We start from the raw sequence: 19,939 nt of genomic DNA on the forward strand, positions 1-19,939 counted from the left end.
CCATTTAAAATTTAAGACGAAGCTTATTCTTCTTAATCTCCTAATGGTTCAAAAAAAAGTAAAACTTTAAGTTTTACTTTACGAATTTGATGATGGCCATTTCTAATGCTAAAAATAACAGTGCAAAGATAACAAACCATTTCCAAATTTGGCTGTCAGTTCGCTCAGTTTGTAGTGTATTAAAAATGGTCGAAATCGTATCGGCGGTTTTAAAATCAGAAACCACATTGGTGTTTACCTGACTCAAATCACTTTCACTTCGTTTATAATTGAAACTCAGATTTTCAACCCATTCTTTTTTATCAAAAACACTGTAGTTTCCGGCTGTTTCCGGGAAATCATTAAAGGTTAGTTTTACCTTATTATTTAATATTTGCTGAATCGGAATAAAAGAATCTTCAGTTCCTTTTACTTCCAGAATAGCATCTTTGGTCAATAAAACATCGACAAAATAGGGTTGATTATTGCCAATGGTCAAAGCATTTACACCAGTTTTTTGATTGTTTTGTCCCATTTTATAAAACAACGGAACAATTAATGGCGATTGTTGAAAGTTTGAATTTGCTGCGTTTATCGGTGCCGAAAAAACAGTAATCCCTGAAACCGGATTCTGAATTGCGATTACAAATACACTTTGATCTTCATACGATAAAACGGCCGGATAAGGGCTGGAAACAGCAAACGAACTATTTGTTTTTGGATATTGAAAATTGGTGATTTTATTCTCGAAAACCCCAGAGAATAAAGGGTGATCAAAATTGATTTTGGTAATTAATTTGCTTTTGCTTTCAAGAGTACTAAACTGAATTTTTCCGAAATTACCAAGAAATGAATTAAGATTAGAAATTGATGACTTTTCAGAAGGAATCACCACTAAATTTCCGCCTTTAGCAACAAATGCTTTTAAAGTCGTTTGCAAGGCCTGAGGAACTTCAATTAACTCATTTAGAATAATCGTATTCTGTTTGTCTAAACTATTATAATCTAAATTACTAATAGAATAATTGTTATAATTGAATTCTGAAGAAGTATAGATTCTCGATAAAAAATTGCTTTTTTCTGGTTCGCCGATACTAATAACATTTGTTTTTTTATTTTTCGAAATACTAAAATAAAGCTTGTTATCATAAGTAAGGCCGTTATCTTCAATGGTTACGTATCCATGAAAAGCTTCTTTTGGAATCGTAAAATCGACTTTCTTTTTCTTCGCATCAAAATTGATAATGGTTTTGGCAATCAGTTTATTTTGATTGTACAATGCCATCGAAACAGGTTTAAAATCTTCTCCGTAAGCCGAAAGATTTACGCTGATTTCATAGAAATTTTCTAGAGTCTGATTGATGTAAACGCTGTCAATAGCAATGTTGTTTTTTTGTTCCGCTGATGGAATTATAAAATACGGTTTCTCTTCCGTATCAATAGATGCAACGTCTTTTTCGGCCAGACCTATAGCATCTGTAATAATGACAATGTCTTTTTTATAAGCCGATTTATGTGCTTTTATCTTCGCCATAATCGACGGAAGTTCAAAAGGTGTTGCGCTGTATTTTAGGTTTTGTAAAGCACTTTTGGATGATTTAATATCAGTATTCCAATAATTTTCGGTGTTGGTTAATAACGAAAACTGAGTGGTTTCAGGAGTATTTTCTAATAATTCCTGAACAGCACGTTTTAGCAATTCTCCTTTTTTGCCTTTTGCTTGCATGCTAAAGGAATTGTCCAGAATAATATACATTTCGTTAGTGGCATTTTTACTGTCTTTTGCTTCAAAAAAAGGTTGGGCGAAAGCTAAAATAATGCACGTAAGCAATAATAAACGAGTCGCGAGTAAAAGCCTTTTCTTGATTTTAGAACTTTTTCGGGTTTGAATCGAAAGCTCTTTTAAGAAACGGACATTAGTAAAGTATGAAGTTTTAAAACGTCGTAATTGAAATAAATGAACCAAAATAGGAACAATCAATAAAAACAGAAAGTATAGAATTTCGGGATGTTTAAAATGCATTCTGGCTTAGATTTATTTCACTACTTATTGTAGATGCTGGTCAAAAATACAAATTTTTAGTCAAAACAGATAGGTATATTAATTAAACCATATAAGTAATATAAGTTCATTTAATTTTTGCTAAATAAAGTCTTTCTTATAATCTCTTATATCACTTAAATGGTTAAAAATGGTAATGACAGAGTTTGAATAATGTAACTTTTGTAATTTCTTTTGTAACAAAAAATGGCTTTCCGAATCATATTATTGAGTATTTTAGCCTATTCAAAAAACAAATAAAAAAGTATGAAAAGATTATATATGTTGCTTTTTTCGGCTGTGGCTTTTACAACTTCGCAAGCTCAGAGTAAATTCAATTTATTGGTAGGAACCTATACCAACACTTGCGATAGTAAAGGAATTTACGTTTACGAATTTGATGCAGCTTCAGGTGATTTTAAATTAAAGAATTCTACAGAAAAAGTAGTGAGCCCTAGTTATGTATCAGTTTCAGCAAATAATAAATTTGTTTATGCCGTAAATGAAAACGGAAATCAAAGTGCTGTAACGGCATTAACTTATGATGCACCAACAGGTAAACTTAAAGTATTGAATACAAATTCGTCTTTAGGCGCAGATCCTTGTCATTTAATAAACGATGAAAAAAACGTAATTGTTGCTAATTATTCAGGAGGAAGTATTGCCGTTTTTAAGAAAAATGCTGACGGAAGTATCACAGAAGGTCAACAATTGATTCAGCATGAAGGAAAAGGGCTAAATGCGGCACGTCAGGAAAAAGCGCATGTACATCAGGTTGTTTTTTCTCCGGACAAAAAGTTTGTTTTATCGAATGACCTTGGTCAGGATAAAGTTTTTATCTATAAATACAATCCTGGTGCGAGCCATGAAGTGCTAACTTTAAAAGGATCTGTAGATGTAAAAAAAGGAAGCGGTCCGAGACACTTAACGTTTAGTAAAGACGGCAAATTTGTGTATTTGGTTCAGGAATTAGATGCTACTCTTACTACTTTTAGTTATGATAAATCGGGAAGTTTAAAGTTACTTGCCGAAACCAGTATTTTAGCCAAAGGATTTACTGGAGGAACTGGTGCCGCAGCAATTAAACTTTCGCCTGACGGAAAGTTTTTATACGTAACAGATCGTGTTGATGCCAATAATATTTCTGTTTATCAAATTCAGAAAGACGGAAAAATTAAATTTATAGAACAGCAAAGCACTTTAGGAAAAGGCCCAAGAGATTTTGCGATTGACCCAACAGGAAATTACCTTTTAGTTGGTCATCAATACACAAATGATATTATTATATTCAAAAGAGATAAAATCACAGGAAAACTTACCAATACAGGAAAAAAGATAGAATTGTGTTCGCCTGTGGGATTGGTTTTTACTAAAATTTAATTGAAAGGTTCTAAGATTCTAAGTTGCTAAGGTTCTAAGCTTTTTGTTAGATCGTACAATAAAAAATGGCTTAAAGATTTGTATTGATCTTTAAGCCATTTTTTATGTTTTCCACTTAGTGTCTTAGAAACTTAGAATCTTAGAGCCTAAAAAAAAAAACTATTTATTCTTATCTTTTCTCTTCTTGTCTCTCGTTTTCAACATGTTTCGATTGACAGAACCGTGGGTTTTCTTTTTAGTTTTAGAAGGTCCTCCAAGATTGACTTTTTTATTCTTTTTATCTTTTTCATGAAAAGCACCATCACCTTTTAAGCTTTGTTTTTTCATTAAAAACTTAATCGGTTGTTTGTCCTTTTCAGGTTCGATTAATTTAGATGAAATTTCCACTTCTTCAGGGAAATCTGCAATTGCAAGTTCCTGATTCATTAATACTTCAACTTCAACTTTAAATTCTTCTTCACGAGGCGTGATAAAACTAATCGCAGTTCCTGTAGCATCGGCACGACCTGTACGGCCAATTCTGTGCATGTACAATTCAGGAAATTCAGGAAGTTCGAAGTTGATAACGTGAGAGATATTCGAAATATCTAAACCTCTCGCCATAATATCTGTAGTGATCAAACCACGTAGATTTCCTTCCTGGAATTCGGCCATCGTACTTAAACGATAATTCTGAGATTTATTCGAGTGAATTACACCAAACTGACCTTCAAAATCTTCTTCAATTCGGGTATGAAGCATATCCGAAATCTTTTTATTATTCACAAAAACCAAAACACGTTCCATGCTTTCGTTTGTTTCTAATAAATGTTTTAGCAGATTTACTTTTGTATTAAAGTTAGGTACATTATACGTAACCTGAGTAATGTTTTCAAGCGGAGTTCCTGAAGCAGCAAGTGTAACTTCTTCCGGGAAATCAAAAAAGTCATTCAAAACAGCATCAACTTCATCCGTCATTGTTGCAGAGAAAAGAATGTTCTGACGTTTGGTTTTCATCATCGCCAAAAGCGCTGTCAATTGTGTACGGAAACCAAGATTTAGCATTTCATCAAACTCATCAATGACTAATTTTTGAGTTTCATCAAAACGAATAACAGCATCAAGCGCTAAATCCATTGTACGGCCTGGTGTACCGACTAAAATGTCGACACCTTCGTAAACGGCTTTTTTTTGTGTATTAATGTTTACTCCACCAAAAATACCAAGCGTACTAACCGACATGTATTTGGTTAATTTCTCAACTTCTTCTACAACCTGAACTACTAATTCGCGTGTTGGAACCAGAATTACAATTTTAGGTGTATTGGTGGGTGTAAATTTGTATAATTTTAAAAGAGGTAATAAGTAGGCAAATGTTTTACCGGTACCGGTTTGCGCAATTCCCATCATATCGCGGCCAGACATAATCACGGCAAAGGATTTTTCCTGAATAGGAGTAGGCGTAACAAAGCCTAATTCGTCGATTGCTTTTTGTACTGATTTTGGAAGATTGAATTTTTCGAAAGTGCTCATTTGCATTAAATTTTGTGCAAATGTACATTAAATTAGCGGTTTTTTTGTTGATTTTGTGATTATATACCGTCTTGTCTCTCTGAACGTCCCGAGACTTCGGGAGAAGAGCGTGCCAATTAGAATCTTCTGGGCAGGAATATATAATCAATTTTAAACACGAATTTCACGAATTTACACTAATTTCAATGGTTAAAGTTAGTTTGAGAAATTAATTTCACTAACTAATTAGTGTAAATTCGTGAAATTCGTGTTTGTTTTACTTGGTACGTGGGGCTTCGACCTCGCTCAGCCTGACATGCGTAATTTTTTTAAGTTTAAAACCCTTCAAAAACTCCCAATCCGAATAAAGCAAAATCATATTTTACAGGATCTTGTGCATCCATTTTTCTAAGTTTAAGATCTAATTCGTTCAGGGCTTTTCCGTCGTTTTGTTTTCGGGTCAGAATTCCTAGTTTTCGGGCGACATTTCCGGAATGAACATCAAGCGGACAAGATAATGCGGCTGGCGAAATGCTTTTCCAGATTCCTAAATCGACTCCTTTGGTGTCCTGACGCACCATCCAGCGCAAATACATGTTGATTCTTTTTGCTGCGGAATTATTTAAAGGATCTGAAATATGTTTCTGAGTTCGTGGCAAATGATCGATTTCGAAGAATGTTTTTTTGAATTCGTGAATGCTTTTCTGTAAACTATCTTTTTCATGATGTTTTGCAAAAACAGCTTCTAAACCGCCGTGATTTTTATAAATGTGTTGCAATCCCTTTATGAAACCGCCAAAATCTTTTCCGTTGAAAGTACGATGAACGAAATTTTCAAGTCGAACCAAATCATCTTCAGAATGTGACATGACAAAATCATATGGCGTATTGCCCATTAGATCCATCATTTGATGAGAGTTTTTGATAATCATTTTACGATTTCCCCAAGCAATTGTCGCGCTCAGGAAACCGGCGATTTCGATGTCTTCTTTTTGAGAGAATAAATGCGGAATCTGTACAGGATCGCTATCAATAAAATCCTGATTGTTATATTGAATGACTTTTTCGTCGAGAAATTCTTTGAGTTCTTTTTGAGTCATATTTAAAATGAAGTTCTTGTTATTTCTATAGTCTTATTCTTGATGGAGGGAGATTTTTTTTGGTTCAAAAACTAGTAGAAAATCCAATTAAGCTTTGAGCAGTATTTTTCGTCCTCAAATATATAAAAAATTGACTTAGAGGGAAAAGAAATATGATTTTGAAACTGTAATATTTAGTTATCCCTATTAAATAAATCCTTGAAAATATTAATTGTATTTTACAATTCAGTTTTATTTTTAGAAAAAATCTTACAAAATAAGTTAAATCTATTTTTTTTTGTTTGTATATTCGTATTTATTTACTTCGTAGTTAATCTTTAAATTCTAAAATTTTAATCATTTAATATTTAACGGTAATGAACATGAAACAAGAAAATCTATCTTTTGGAATAGGAGGCAAAGAAGTTTCGCATTTTACTTCTATTGAGTTATATCAAAGTATCAACAATCATCATAAATTTACTATAAAAGTACCGCATTCAGTAATTGAGAAACCTAGAGCGTACGCAATTGAAAATGCGCAGCATTGGCTTGGCAAAACTTTGCATATTGTTTTAGGAAATAAAAATAATTTTCTGGGTATTATAACTAATATTCAATTTTCTCAAGAGCAAGATCAAGTTGGCAGCCAAATTATTCTATCAGGTTTTTCTAAAACCATATTGTTAGAATCGGGTAAAAAACTTCATTCATGGGAAGATATTGATCTACAGGAAATGATTAAAGGAATTATCAAAAATGCAACCGAAGAAAAACTGCAAAATGAGATTGTTCCGGAATATACATCTAAAATAAGTTACCAAACTCAGTATATGGAAACGGATTTTCAATATATTCAGCGATTAGCAAAGCAATATAATGAATGGTTGTATTATGATGGAGAAAAATTATTTTTTGGAAAACCGCCAAAGAAATGGGAATCCATAAATCTAACTTTTGGCAAAGATTTATTGGCATTAGACATGACCATACAAGCTATTCCTATTCAGTTTAGTGCTTTTACATATAATGATGATATCAACCAACTTTATCAGGCACAAACAGATAAAACTGTTGAGGGTCTGTCTAAACTAGGGAATCAGGTTTTAGAGATCTCACATGACCTCTATTCTACTGCTTCTTTTGAGTATGGAAATCTGCCTACCGGATATGATATGCATTTAGAGCAGAATTTGAAAAAAAGACAAGAAAGCACAATGGCAGATGCCAATTATATTATAGCCACAAGCCGCAATAACAAATTAAAAATAGGTACAATTATTAACATTGATGCATTAGAAGAAATAGACATTAATACAGCACATTTGTCAGGATTGGATGTGACAAAAAACAATTATAGAAATCAAGGAATCGGGCAGTATATCATTACCGAAATTACTCACTTAGCAACTGATATTGGCGAATACTCTAATAAATTTAAAGCTTTATCTGCCTCTATAAAAAAATTACCTGAACCACAAATAACATTTCCGCAAGCACAAATGCAGCAAGCAAAAGTTGTTGATAATGCCGACCCAAGAGGAAAGGGAAGAGTACGGGTAAAGATGTTGTGGCAACAAGGTAAGCTGCAAAAAACACCCTGGCTTCGTGTTATGACACCCGACGCAGGATCAAGTGGGTTAGTTGACTCTAATAGAGGTTTAGTTTTTATTCCTGAGATAGGCGACGATGTTATAGTTGGCTTTAGATACAATGACCCAAACAGACCTTTTATTATGGGAAATTTATTTAACGGTCAAACAGCCGCTGGAGGAAAATTAAATAATAATATTAAGAGTATTTATACAAAAAGCGGACACCGAATTGTTTTTGATGATACTGATGAAAATGGAAAAATAACAATTCAGGATCAAAAAGGAAATCAATTTCATATTGATAGCGCAAATGATACTATAGATATTGAGGCTTTGAGTATTATTAACCTAAAAGCAAAAAACATAAATCTTATTGCCAGTGAGAATATCACTATGAGTGCAGAAAAAAATATAAATATGAACGCCAAAGAAAGCATGTTTTTATTTGGAACTAAACAGGTAATTGTACATTCTGATAAATATGTTGATATAGAAAGTTTTGAAGATTTACAACTTACTGCCAAAGAAACCAATCTAAAATCTACAGATTTACTTGATTTGACCGCTAAAAAAATGAATATAGGATCTCAAACGGATTTATTGTTAAGCGGAGATGAAGTAGTCTTGAACGGAGTAGAGAAAATAGAAATAAAATCACCCGATATAAACGAAGTTTCGAGTACGGCTACGTTTCCTTTTAAAGAGAGAGTGGTTGAAAAAGAGATTAGAGAAGAGATGCAACTTAAAACTAATAAATAATGGGCACGGGAACAGGAAATGCAGACGGATACTATTTTAATATAAATGGTTTTTTTTATGGACAAGAAGGTACAAGTACCAAAGTCAAATTATGTACTGGAATCTCAAGTTACAAATGTTTTAAAAACGACAAACCTTTAAAGCAAAAATTATATGTAGGAATTATTGAGACTGATATTGAATTTGAGGATTTAATAGAATTGGCTGCTACCACTTATGGAGAAAGTTCTTTAGGCAGAAAAAACACTGTTCAAAAAGAAAGAAAAGAAGGAGAAAAAATGGTTAAATATAATGTTGAAGTGGATATAAAAGACAGCGAATTGCGATTGGAAGCAAGAGCACTTGCTTGTTGTGTTTTTAATTATAAAAATAAGAGGGACCATGATAATTATGTGAAAAGTGTAAGAGTGGTATACAATCCTATAATCTCACAAGTAATAAAAGATATGGGAGCATTTGCGCAAGGAAAACCAAATTATAAGGTTTTGAAGAAAAAATCAAAGACCCCTGAATTATTCAACAAGATGCAACAATTTCATATTGAAGCAGGCTTATTGGCTCACATAAGAGACCAGCAAAAAAAGGGAAAGCTAAAAGGAATTAGTACTATTCAAGATTTTGCCAATGGCGCATTATTATGGGATGGAGTTGATTTGAAAGATAATTATAATAATCATGAAAAAGTAAATAACGGTTATTTTGTAAGTAATGAAAAACATAACGTACTTGGAATTAAATCTAAAAAAATAACCATTGATAGTTCAAAACCTAAAAATGATAAAGATAGATTTGTTAAAGATAGTGTACAATGTTATGACTTACGGTCTAAAAAAGATGTTAGTTTTGCGGAAAAAAAATGCTATTCCTATAAATACGCCACTACATGTGGACATGCTAAATCTATGTTTGTAAAATTGTCCGATGAATACGAAGCCGCCATAATACATTCTTTAAGAGAAAAAACAGATAACACATATATATTAAATCCATGGTGGTAAAAGAAAACTTAAGAATAATCATAGTATTATTATGCTGTCTTATCAGTTGCAAAAACGATAAAACTGCAAAACCAATAATTCAGACCCAAAAAATAACGGATTCTCTTTTAGTCATAAAAGAAAGAAAAGAGAAATACAAAAGAACAACAGCTAATAATAAAGAAATATTAAAAACTATTGTATTCGAAAATAGAATCTATGACAAAGAAAACGATTTTACAAAAATTAAATCTGTTTTATTAGAAACACCAGGTGAAATTGAATTTACGAAATTTATGACATCCGATTATAGAAAAGAAATCCAATTTTTAAATTTTGGTTTATTGAATCATTTAGAATATAAAGAACCTTATAAAGAGTATAGTCCTTTTATAAATGCTTCAACTAAAAAGATGGAATTTATATTGAGTTATGATGGTTCTATAAAAATTTCATTTAGCAACGGACAATATTTTTGGTTTGGAGAAAACTACAAATGGCTCACTCCAAAAATAAAAGTATCGGATAGTCTTGATTATCAGTTTTATAATATGGGTTCATTTAAGAAAATGAACAATCGATCTGTTATTCATGGAGGTCAGATTTTAAAGTTTAAGAATAAAATATATTTATTATTTTTTATTAGTAATGGTATGTGGTGGATTCATCATCTTTTTGATATTACAGATGAAAAAAGCATTAAATATTGTATTCTAAATAGTATTTACGGATTAGAAGATTGTTATGGAGATTTTAACAATGATGGAAAATTAGATTTTAAACAAAAATATGCTTACCTAAGAAATAGTGAGGATAAATCGCAAGATAAATACAAAGTCTATACGTTACCTGAATAAATCAGCAATTAGAAAATGAAAAAAATAACAATTATAATATTCATTTTGGTTTTTACTTCTTGCAAAAAAGATACTACTAAAAAAGATGTTGTTACTGGCAATTTTCAAATAGATAGATTTTTAAAAGAATATGTTTCTACATCAAATACAAAAGGCGATAGTATCTATTTAAAGGATTTAGATGTAGCATTATCATTAAATAATAAAAAAGATAAATATCAATATTCAGTTGAAAAATATGGTAATTTATTTGATAGTAAATATAAATACATTCAGATTATAGATTCAAATAATTATGAATGTACAGTTTATATTATAAAAAATAAAGAAGTAATTAAATTAATTAGTTTTGAAAAAAAGATTCCTTTCAACAAAATTTTCACGAGAGATATAAATAACGATGGTCAGAAAGATTTTGTAATTACTTCACCAACAACAGGTCCTGAAGAATTTCACATCTGTTTATTAGATAAAAACACAGGATTAATAAGTAATGAAATAAATACATATAATTACTATCCTGTAAAAAACAATGAGTTTATTGAGGTTGTAAATCATCAATCTCCTATTGTACATGTATTTAAAATGAGATGGCAAGGCATTAAAGTTGATACCATAGAAAAAATATATTATGATTGGGAACATCCTGTTTATTACAAAGCTGATAAATATCCTTTTAAAGACTTTGGAGATCAGGATAAAAGTTATGTTTATGACTCTACAGTAAAAGTTAAGATTATAAAAAAGTTACCTTCTGAGTATATAAAAGCTGTAAAAAAATATTACCCTGAACTTATTAAGTATTAAATATGTCATTAAAAACTATTACCGATTCAACCTTGATTTGTGATAAAGGAAGTAAAACCGTTTTATTGCAAGTAACTAGTCAAAAATATTCCAAAATTAAAGGCAAGTTGATTGCTACAGAAAAAGACAAAGAATTTCTTGATAATATTCTTCCTTTTGGACGTTGTGGACTTCTACGAAATTCCTGTAAATACAAACCAACACTATGGCAAAAAACACTCAAAAGCAAAATAAATAATTATGCAAAATTGAGTAAAGATTCTTTTATTTTATGTGATGTTGGCGGCAGAATAGAATTTAAAGATGTAGCGGAAAATAATTTTTCCCACTCTGAAAGTTCAAAAGTAGCAATTACTGCTTTTGTAAAAGAGAAAAGTCAAGAAAATGAAATTGAAAAAAATAATATGCTGATGATACTATTGATTTCATTAGCATTGCTATTTCTTTTCGGCGCTATATTTTATAAATTAAGTAGTACAAATCAAATATGACAGCAATACTAATTTACAAAAAGAATACTTCCTAATTGCTAATTTGTCCATCAGACATAACTAATTTTCTATCCGCCATATTAGCCAGTTCTTCGTTATGGGTTACAATAACAAACGTTTGTCCAAATTCGTCACGAAGCTGGAAGAATAACTGATGCAGGTTTTCAGCAGAATGAGTGTCCAGATTTCCTGAAGGTTCATCGGCAAAAATAACATCAGGTTTATTGATTAAAGCTCTTGCTACGGCAACTCTTTGTTGTTCTCCGCCCGAAAGTTCGTTTGGTTTATGATGTATTCTGTGTGATAAACCTAAATATTCTAAGATTCTTTTGGCTTCTTTTTCAGTTTCAGCTTTTGGTTTGTTGGCCATAAAGGCGGGAATACAAACATTTTCCAGAGCGGTAAATTCAGGTAAAAGCTGATGAAATTGAAAAATAAAACCAAGATTTAAATTCCTGAAATTCGATAATATTTTGTCCTGTTTGCTTTTCTTTTTGAAATAACGATTCATATAGATCGCTAATGCTAAAAGAGGCAAGACTAAAACGAATGCAGTAACATATCGTGTTATATCATCGAGGATTGTACGTTTGAAAAAGAGCATATAATTTAAGAGGCAAAGCGCATAAACAAAACCGCTTCGGTAAACCCATTTAAAAGTTTTTTCCTGTTTTGAATTGTCGGTTTCTACATCCTGCAATTTCAATACATTTTTTCCGTTTATAGTAAGGGACGATTCGGGGTTTATTTCAGGTTTATCCAGAGTTCCTAAAATTTGCAAAAGAGTAGTTTTTCCTGCACCTGAAGCACCAACAATAGACACAATTTCTCCTTTTTTGATATGCAGATCTACTCCCTTTAAAACCTCTAATTTATCGTAGAACTTATGTATATTTTTTGCGTGAATCATTTTGAAACTGTTTTTACAAAGAAACAAAGATTCTGCCGATATAAAAATGTGTTGTAACAGAATTTTATGAAGAATGTTATTTAAACAGGTATTGAAAATTTATTTTAAATTTATAAGAAATTATTTTAAAAAGATGAAGATAAAAATAGGGTTATTAGTTTTGATAATTATGCTTCTAGGCTTGTTTATTGGGGCAAAAGTATATGCTGATGATTCTTTTTTGGTGTACAAAGCCGACCTTACAAAGCAAGATTTAAAACTATACTGGAAGAATAATAAGGATGAGAATTTTGGAAGTATTCAAAACTTAAAACTTTGGATAGAAAAAAATAAGATGACTTTAAAATTTGCGATGAATGGCGGAATGTATAAAAAAGATAACTCGCCACAAGGACTTTATATCGAAAAACAAAAAGTTTTGGTTGCTTTAGATACAATAAAAGCCTCAGGCAATTTCTACTTAAAACCCAATGGTGTTTTTTATCTCACAACGAAAAGAATTGCCGGAATTTGTAAAACAGAAGATTTTCGTAATGATGGAAAGATAGATTATGCGACTCAATCAGGACCAATGTTGGTTATTGACGGAAAAATTCATCCCGATTTTACAAAAGGATCCAGTAATCTGAACATTCGAAACGGTGTGGGGATTCTGCCAGACGGAAAAGTTGTTTTTGTATTGTCGAAAAAAGAAATAAATTTTTATGATTTTGCCAGTTATTTTAAAAGCTTAGGCTGCAAAAATGCTTTGTATCTCGACGGATTTGTATCGCGTGCTTATGCACCATCCGAAAATTGGATTCAGACCGATGGAAATTTTGGTGTGCTATTTGCTATAACAGAAAAAAAGAATAATTAAAGGGTTTATTAGATGGGAATTAAGAAATAAAATTGCCTTAATTAATAAGTTCAGTTGAATCATTTTTTATAAATTCGAATAATATCTAAACGAAATGAAAATGCAGGAAGTAAAAACAATAAACGAAAGCGACAGAACCAGAAAACTCCTTTTGGGTTTGCTTTTGGACGGTGTTGGAATGATATCCTTTACAATTCCGTGGATTGGAGAATTCTCAGATGTAATCTGGGCGCCCGTTGCCGCATTTATTATGACCAGAATGTACAAAGGCAGAGTTGGGCGAGTGGCGAGTGTTTTAACTTTTATAGAAGAGGCATTGCCCTTTACAGATATAATTCCGTCGTTTACATTGACGTGGATTTATACCTATTATTTCCAAAAAGGCGAAAACTAAAATTACAACAATTTTATAAATGAAAAATGGCAACCTTAAAAGTTGCCATTTTTTTATTTTAATGAGATTATGAAATTAATCTTTAAACAAGAATCCGAGTCCCATATTTTTAAGCATTTTCTTTTCGAAATTCCAAAAGAAACGGAATTGTCCAAAAAGAGTTCCAATGGCAACGAGTAGAACCTGATAAATAGGGAAGATAATCAATAAACGAATTAAGGTAAACCATCCTCCAAAATCTTCTTTGGTGATACCTAATAATACACAAAAAGGTTTAGACAAATATGCAGATGCCGATCCTGTGATGGCAAAAACAATCAATATAATTATGGCTTGTAGATTTGAGGTAATACCCCAACGTTTCTTTAATCTGTTCATTTTTATCTGCAATAATTACAAATATAAGAACATTATCTTATAGGCACATACCCTGAAAGCTTTTGTTTGTATGTATTTTGAAAATAAATCATATAATTATAAATTAAATAATTTACTTCATATCCGTAGTGAATGGTTGGGCGATAGTCAATCGACATTTCGTATAAATTTGGACTATAACGTTGTGGTTGCAAAACACGATTATTCCATTCTGTAACGTACAAATTGTTTTTATTTTCAAGATAAGATAAAGAATAATAATTGCGGGGAAGCGCCGTTGCAGCCAGCCAGGTGCTAAATCCATTGTCTATAATAATAACTTCATATTCTAATGAGTCATTGGCGATCCTTACCGTATCGTTTACCGCAACTTTTGGAGGATGTACAGGAGTATTTCCTGCGACACTACTTTTTGTAGCGGTAGAACATGCTACAATGGTAAGTAAGAGGATGAAAGTGTAAATGTAATTTTTCATGATTTTGAGTTTCGAACTTAAATTTACAAATAAAGCTGTTAGCTATTTCGTTATTTAACAGCACTTTGTAATTTTTGACTGCAGATTTAAGTTTGTTTAAAACTTAGAATATCAAAACCTTTGCCATTTTTAGGTGAGATATAAAAAAAAGCTGTTTATAAAATAAACAGCTTTAAAATATATTTCAATTTAGCACTAAGAATCTTAGCATCTCAGAATCTTAGCATCTCAGCAAACTTAGAACCTTATTTACTTCCAAACAATTTCCCAATAAAACCTGCAATTCCGCCTTTGCTTTTTGTAACCACAAGAACATCGGTAACATCAACTTTTCCGTCATTGTTTTGGTCTAAACCAAACTGCATTCCGTATTTGTTAATGGTATCCATAATGCCTGAAGCTTGTCCGCTATTTCCGGTAAGAGAACCAATAATATCAGAAATCTGAAAACTACTATCGTTAGGATCTTTTGCTTTATTAACCAAAGAGCTTAATATTTGCGGAATCATGCTTGCAGCTACACCTGAAGAAGCTTCACTGCTTAATCCGAATTTTTCTCCAAGGTTTCCAGATACTTGTTGTGTTATTTGCTGTACAACAGGGTTCGAACTATCTATAGAAGATTTACCACTAAACAAACCGGCAAGTTGTTCACCGCCGCCTTCTGTAGCAATTTTTTTCAGTCCTTCAAATATCGAAGTACTTGTTTCGTTTATTACCGCCTCGTTTTGTTCATTAGGAACGGCAGAGTTGTTTACTACGGCATTACCTCCGTATTGTTGTACTAATTGAGTTAATTGCTCAAACATAATGTTTAGATTTAGATTAAACGACAAATTTAACAAAAAGAAAGGTATTTACTACAAAGCAATAATAAATACCTCTAAAGTTAATCTATTTTTTAATTACTTGCTCAACAATTTAAGAAATTACTCAAACGCTTACATAGGGCTAACTTAAAGATAATGTTATAGTTAGTTGTTTGGTGTTTTCACTTCGCACCAGGTTTTGATATCTTCAGGATTAAATCCAGGGCAATTTTTGATGTTCTTTTTAGGAAAAAATAACACGTCGTTATTTAATGTACTTAGATTAAAATAATAATTGCTGCAATCTTCTCCATATCTCCATACATCACTTGAACCTTCATTTTGTATTGTTCCATTAAAAGTAAAAATAGAAGATTGCTTAGGGATAAAATAGGCTCCTTCGATAATAAGCATAAATATATTTCCAAAGATATAAGCACAAAATAAAGCAATTACAGCTGTAAGCACGATCAAACGAAAGATCCACTTAAGTCCAGCTCCTTTTTGGTCTGTTTTCATATTATAGTTTAATTAAACGCTAAAATTATAAAAAAAAAGAAAAGGGATTTACTACAATTAAGCAGCAAATCCCTTTAAATGATTTAATCTATTTGTTTAGCTCAACAAAGTAATAATTTGTGAAGCCAATTCTGTACCAATTCTGTCTTGTGCCTCTCCAGTTGCAGCTCCAATGTGTGGAGTCAATGAGATTTTAGTGTGCATTAAGATCGCCATTTCTGGTTTTGGTTCACTTTCAAAAACGTCTAAACCTGCAAAAGCAACTTTTCCAGAATCTAAAGCTTTTACTAAAGCTACTTCATCGATAACCCCACCACGAGCACAGTTTACGATTCCAACACTATCTTTCATGATTGCCAATTCTTTTTCTCCAATGATGTAACCATCCTGAGCAGGAACGTGCAGTGTAATGAAATCAGCTTCTTTAAACAAAGATTCTAATGATTGAGAAACGATAGTTGTAGTGATAGACTGACCATCAAAAAACTCAACCTTAACATCTACAGACGGAATAAAACTATCTGCAGCAATTACTTTCATTCCTAAACCAAGAGCCATCTTTGCTGTAGCTTGTCCGATACGACCAATACCAACAATACCTAAAGTTTTCCCTCTTAATTCAGTTCCGTTTGCGTATGCTTTTTTCAAACCATCAAAGTTTGAATCCCCTTCAAGAGGCATATTTCTGTTAGAATCATGTAAGAAACGAACACCAGAAAACAAGTGTCCAAATACCAATTCAGCAACAGATTCTGATGATGAAGCCGGAGTATTAATTACGTGAATTCCTTTGCTTTTAGCATAATCAACATCAATATTATCCATACCAACACCACCACGACCAATAATTTTAAGTCCCGGGCAAGCATCGATAATATCCTTACGAACTTTAGTTGCGCTGCGCACTAAAACTACGTCTACATTATTTTCATTCACAAAATTAGCTACTTGTTCCTGAGCTACTTTTGTAGTTATAACTTCAAATCCACCTTTTTCTAAGGCAAGAATTCCACTTTTAGAAATTCCGTCATTTGCTAATACTTTCATTGTGTGTTTATTTTGTTTATTTGTTTAACTGTTTAATCGTAAAGATTATTGGATAAACAGATATTATGATTTTTTCTTTTTTTGATTTAGGAGCTAATCCCGCTATTCGTTCCAATCTTTTATTTTTTTAAAGAAAAAAAATAAAAGGATTTCCACTGCTATCGGGGCTAGGATTCTAGTATTCAATTCACATTTTCGGCAAACTAAAAGCTGAAAACCGAGACTGTAACTGTAAACTAAACTTTAGACTCCAAAGCTTTCATTACATCTACTAAAACCTGAACACTTTCGATAGGCATAGCATTGTAAATAGAAGCTCTGTAACCACCTACAGAACGGTGTCCTGGCAATCCTGAAATTCCTGCAGCTTTCCATAAAGCATCAAAAGTTTCTGTATGATCAGCGTTGTTCAATAAGAAAGTAACATTCATTTTAGAACGATCTTCAACCGCTGCAGCACCTTTAAATAATGGATTTCTGTCGATTTCAGCATAAAGTAAATCAGCTTTTGCGTCGTTTAATTTCTCAACAGCAGCAATTCCGCCTTTTTCTTTAATCCATTGTAAAGTTAGTAAGGATACATAAACAGCAAAAACAGGAGGAGTATTGTACATACTTTCTGCTTTGATATGTTTAGCATAATCTAACATACTTGGGATAGTTCTTCCGTTTTTCTCTAAGATTTCTTCTTTGATAACAACAAGAGTTGTTCCTGCAGGACCCATGTTTTTTTGAGCTCCGGCGTAGATAATATCAAATTTCGAAAAGTCGATTACACGAGAAAAAATATCAGAACTCATATCGCAAACAACAGGAACGTTAGTTGCAGGGAATTCTTTCATTTGAGTTCCAAAAATAGTATTGTTACTAGTACAGTGAAAATAATCTGCATCACTTGGTATTTCGTATCCTTTTGGAATATGGTTATAATTTTGTTCTTTCGAAGAAGCTACAACAATAGTTTCTCCAAAATATTTTGCTTCTTTTATTGCAGCAGTTGCCCAGGTTCCCGAATCTAAATAAGCGGCTTTTCCGTTTTCTTTCATAAGGTTGTACGGAGCCATTAAGAAAGCGGTACTTGCACCACCTTGTAAAAATAATGCCTGATATCCTTTTCCTGTAAGTCCTAATAACTCTAAAGCAAGGGAACGAGCTTCATCCATAACGGCAACGAAATCTTTACTTCGGTGCGAAATTTCAAGAATAGAAAGTCCTGAATCATTAAAATTTAATATAGCTTTTGATGCTTTTTCAAAAACCTCTTGAGGTAAAATACTTGGTCCTGCGCTGTAGTTGTGTTTTTTCATGGTTGTTGTTAAAAGTCGAAAATTTTAAAGAGGCAAATTTCGGCAATAGGAGCTGAAAAAGCGATAAATTATTCGAAATAATTAAACATATTTTTACTTTGTTGTTAACAAAAACGTTATAGTATCTACGTTATCTGCATAATCCCACAATTGAGGATTTTGAGTTTGTCCAAACGGAATGCTATTTTTGATTAAATCATTGCTAACAATACACTGAATTTGTTCAGCATCAGCTTCAAGACGAGATTGTAGTTCTTCTATATTTTCGTAAAATTCATAAAAAACACTCGAAATAGGAGAGGCGTAGCTCGGATCTTCTTTTATGGTTAGAAATCCATTATCGAGTAATTTGAAGTTACTCATTAAAAATACCGCCTTGTTATAATCGTAATTATTAGCGTATTTCTCGTAATGAATAACGTCCTGATATTTGAAAATTGCTTCAAAAAAAGCATCAAATGTATATCCTTTAGGTACAAAAATCTTGGAGACATTGCGGCATCCCAGACCAAAATACCTGAAAATATCTTCGCCTAAATTTTCTAAATCTTCTTTAGTTTCTTTTCCGTTTAAAACCGCAACCGAATTTCTGTTTTTTCGAATGATCGAAGGTTTATCTTTAAAATAATATTCGAAATATCTTGCAGTATTATTGCTTCCGGTGGCGATCACAGTATCAAAGTTTTCCAGTTTTCCTTCCACGAAAGTGATCTTATCTTTTAAGCTTTCATCAACAAAAACAAGATATTTGGCTAAAAAAGGCAATAAGTGCTGATCGTTTGAAGATGTTTTTATTAAAGCTTTATTTCCTGTAATTAAAACAGATAAAAAATCGTGAAAACCAACTAACGGAATATTTCCAGCCAGAATTAAAGCGACATTTTTTTCAGTATTGTCATTCTGGGCAAATTCTGTTGCGTATTGAGAAAGCCATTTTGTAATGTTTTCTTCGGTCAGCGCATCGGCCCATGATTTTATAGCAAAGTATACTTGTTCAGGTGTATACCATCCGTTATGAGATTGTGATAAAAGGATCAGTTTTATAAAATCATCAAAAAACAAGTCATTGCCTAAAACGGACGGATTTTGTGTATTATCTGTTTCAGAAAACTGATTTAGGAATTTACCTAATTCAACAAAAACACTTTTTTTTGTTTCTAATGTCATAATGTTTGCTTATGAATTGTTTTGATTGTAATTTTGCACAAAAATAAGCTATATTAAGTTATAAGGCAAAGCAGATTATGATGTTTGACATTTTTAACGCAAATCCCATAACTTTTAACTCGAAACTAAGAACAAAATGGCAATAATTATAACTGACGAATGCATAAACTGTGGGGCTTGTGAACCAGAGTGCCCAAATACAGCAATTTATGAAGGAGCTGATGATTGGAGATACAAAGACGGAACCAGACTTTCAGGAAAAATAATTTTACCGGACGGAACTGAGGTTGATGCAGATGATGCTCAAACACCAATTTCTGACGAGGTTTATTATATCGTTCCTGGAAAATGTACTGAATGTAAAGGTTTTCATGACGAACCTCAATGTGCTGCAGTATGTCCGGTTGATTGTTGTGTACCAGATGATAATCACGTAGAAGATGAAGAAACCTTGTTGAACAGACAAGCGTTTTTACATGGTGATGAATAAACTTTTATTATAGAAAATATAAATCCTGAGTTATTACTCAGGATTTTTTTTTGCTCAAATTTTTAAATTTTGATATTTGGTAGTTTGTTGATTTTTAAGGTTTTATTTTTTTAATGTTAATTTATTA

Annotated in this window: 19 protein-coding genes and 2 pseudogenes; 9 read left to right on the top strand and 12 right to left on the bottom strand. The window is 32.0% G+C overall.

What is annotated here, in order from left to right; translation table 11 throughout:
* Positions 1-73: 73 nt before the first annotated feature.
* On the bottom strand, positions 74-2,002 hold the full coding sequence (locus LNP81_RS14075; protein WP_230036830.1) for a BatA domain-containing protein: 1,929 nt from the start codon (positions 2,000-2,002) through the stop codon (positions 74-76).
* Between the two features lie 285 nt (positions 2,003-2,287).
* Here LNP81_RS14075 and LNP81_RS14080 point away from each other — a divergent pair, with 285 nt between their 5' ends.
* Entirely contained in the window at positions 2,288-3,400 is a 1,113-nt protein-coding gene (locus LNP81_RS14080) for a lactonase family protein (protein WP_230036832.1), read from the top strand.
* Between the two features lie 159 nt (positions 3,401-3,559).
* Here LNP81_RS14080 and LNP81_RS14085 read toward each other — a convergent pair whose 3' ends face one another.
* Positions 3,560-4,912, bottom strand: a complete 1,353-nt coding sequence (locus LNP81_RS14085) for a DEAD/DEAH box helicase (RefSeq protein WP_230036834.1) — start codon at positions 4,910-4,912, stop codon at positions 3,560-3,562.
* Positions 4,913-5,226: 314 nt separating this feature from the next.
* A complete protein-coding gene (locus LNP81_RS14090) occupies positions 5,227-5,991 on the bottom strand; it encodes a TIGR02757 family protein (RefSeq protein ID WP_230036836.1) in 765 nt (254 codons plus the stop codon).
* Positions 5,992-6,353: 362 nt separating this feature from the next.
* On the opposite strand from LNP81_RS14090, the gene LNP81_RS14095 reads away from it, so the two are divergent.
* From LNP81_RS14095 to LNP81_RS14115, 5 genes are read left to right on the top strand one after another with little or no spacing between them, the layout of a single operon-like run.
* On the top strand, positions 6,354-8,324 hold the full coding sequence (locus LNP81_RS14095; RefSeq protein WP_230036838.1) for a type VI secretion system Vgr family protein: 1,971 nt from the start codon (positions 6,354-6,356) through the stop codon (positions 8,322-8,324).
* Entirely contained in the window at positions 8,324-9,322 is a 999-nt protein-coding gene (locus tag LNP81_RS14100; protein ID WP_230036840.1) for a hypothetical protein, read from the top strand. Before LNP81_RS14095 ends, LNP81_RS14100 begins: the two co-directional genes overlap by 1 nt.
* Positions 9,313-10,158 (top strand): hypothetical protein, encoded by an 846-nt coding sequence (locus tag LNP81_RS14105; protein WP_230036842.1) that lies wholly within the window; start codon positions 9,313-9,315, stop codon positions 10,156-10,158. Before LNP81_RS14100 ends, LNP81_RS14105 begins: the two co-directional genes overlap by 10 nt.
* A 15-nt stretch (positions 10,159-10,173) precedes the next feature.
* On the top strand, positions 10,174-10,965 hold the full coding sequence (locus tag LNP81_RS14110; RefSeq protein WP_230036844.1) for a hypothetical protein: 792 nt from the start codon (positions 10,174-10,176) through the stop codon (positions 10,963-10,965).
* Positions 10,966-10,967: 2 nt separating this feature from the next.
* Positions 10,968-11,456, top strand: coding sequence for a DUF4280 domain-containing protein (locus LNP81_RS14115; RefSeq protein ID WP_230036846.1), 489 nt, complete (start codon positions 10,968-10,970; stop codon positions 11,454-11,456).
* A gap of 31 nt (positions 11,457-11,487) precedes the next feature.
* On the opposite strand, the pseudogene LNP81_RS27415 reads toward LNP81_RS14115, so the two are convergent.
* A pseudogene (locus tag LNP81_RS27415) lies at positions 11,488-11,937 on the bottom strand (ABC transporter ATP-binding protein); the annotation flags it as partial.
* Between the two features lie 204 nt (positions 11,938-12,141).
* A pseudogene (locus tag LNP81_RS27420) lies at positions 12,142-12,366 on the bottom strand (ATP-binding cassette domain-containing protein); the annotation flags it as partial.
* A 133-nt stretch (positions 12,367-12,499) separates the two neighbouring features.
* Here LNP81_RS27420 and LNP81_RS14125 point away from each other — a divergent pair.
* Positions 12,500-13,225 carry a phosphodiester glycosidase family protein gene (locus LNP81_RS14125; RefSeq protein WP_230036850.1) on the top strand — a complete coding sequence of 242 codons (726 nt, stop codon included), beginning with the start codon at positions 12,500-12,502 and terminating at the stop codon, positions 13,223-13,225.
* Between the two features lie 100 nt (positions 13,226-13,325).
* Positions 13,326-13,619 (top strand): hypothetical protein, encoded by a 294-nt coding sequence (locus LNP81_RS14130; protein WP_230036852.1) that lies wholly within the window; start codon positions 13,326-13,328, stop codon positions 13,617-13,619.
* Between the two features lie 75 nt (positions 13,620-13,694).
* Here LNP81_RS14130 and LNP81_RS14135 read toward each other — a convergent pair whose 3' ends face one another.
* The 7 genes from LNP81_RS14135 to LNP81_RS14165 form a co-directional block, all read right to left on the bottom strand.
* Entirely contained in the window at positions 13,695-13,997 is a 303-nt protein-coding gene (locus LNP81_RS14135) for a DUF6787 family protein (protein ID WP_230036855.1), read from the bottom strand.
* Between the two features lie 32 nt (positions 13,998-14,029).
* Positions 14,030-14,473, bottom strand: a complete 444-nt coding sequence (locus LNP81_RS14140) for a DUF6146 family protein (protein ID WP_230036857.1) — start codon at positions 14,471-14,473, stop codon at positions 14,030-14,032.
* 245 nt (positions 14,474-14,718) lie between these two features.
* Positions 14,719-15,282 (bottom strand): hypothetical protein, encoded by a 564-nt coding sequence (locus tag LNP81_RS14145; RefSeq protein WP_230036860.1) that lies wholly within the window; start codon positions 15,280-15,282, stop codon positions 14,719-14,721.
* Between the two features lie 165 nt (positions 15,283-15,447).
* Positions 15,448-15,801 carry a hypothetical protein gene (locus tag LNP81_RS14150; RefSeq protein WP_230036862.1) on the bottom strand — a complete coding sequence of 118 codons (354 nt, stop codon included), beginning with the start codon at positions 15,799-15,801 and terminating at the stop codon, positions 15,448-15,450.
* A gap of 96 nt (positions 15,802-15,897) precedes the next feature.
* Entirely contained in the window at positions 15,898-16,848 is a 951-nt protein-coding gene (locus tag LNP81_RS14155) for a D-2-hydroxyacid dehydrogenase (RefSeq protein ID WP_230036864.1), read from the bottom strand.
* 236 nt (positions 16,849-17,084) lie between these two features.
* Positions 17,085-18,155, bottom strand: a complete 1,071-nt coding sequence (serC, locus tag LNP81_RS14160; protein WP_230036866.1) for a 3-phosphoserine/phosphohydroxythreonine transaminase — start codon at positions 18,153-18,155, stop codon at positions 17,085-17,087.
* A gap of 93 nt (positions 18,156-18,248) precedes the next feature.
* Positions 18,249-19,322 carry an acyl-CoA reductase gene (locus tag LNP81_RS14165; protein ID WP_230036868.1) on the bottom strand — a complete coding sequence of 358 codons (1,074 nt, stop codon included), beginning with the start codon at positions 19,320-19,322 and terminating at the stop codon, positions 18,249-18,251.
* A 136-nt stretch (positions 19,323-19,458) separates the two neighbouring features.
* Between LNP81_RS14165 and LNP81_RS14170 the strand changes: the two genes are divergently transcribed.
* Complete coding sequence (locus LNP81_RS14170; RefSeq protein ID WP_065447848.1) at positions 19,459-19,812, top strand: 4Fe-4S dicluster domain-containing protein; 354 nt, start codon at positions 19,459-19,461, stop codon at positions 19,810-19,812.
* The last annotated feature ends 127 nt before the right edge of the window (positions 19,813-19,939 follow it).

It is taken from the genome of Flavobacterium piscisymbiosum, from assembly GCF_020905295.1.
Lineage (GTDB): Bacteria > Bacteroidota > Bacteroidia > Flavobacteriales > Flavobacteriaceae > Flavobacterium > Flavobacterium piscisymbiosum.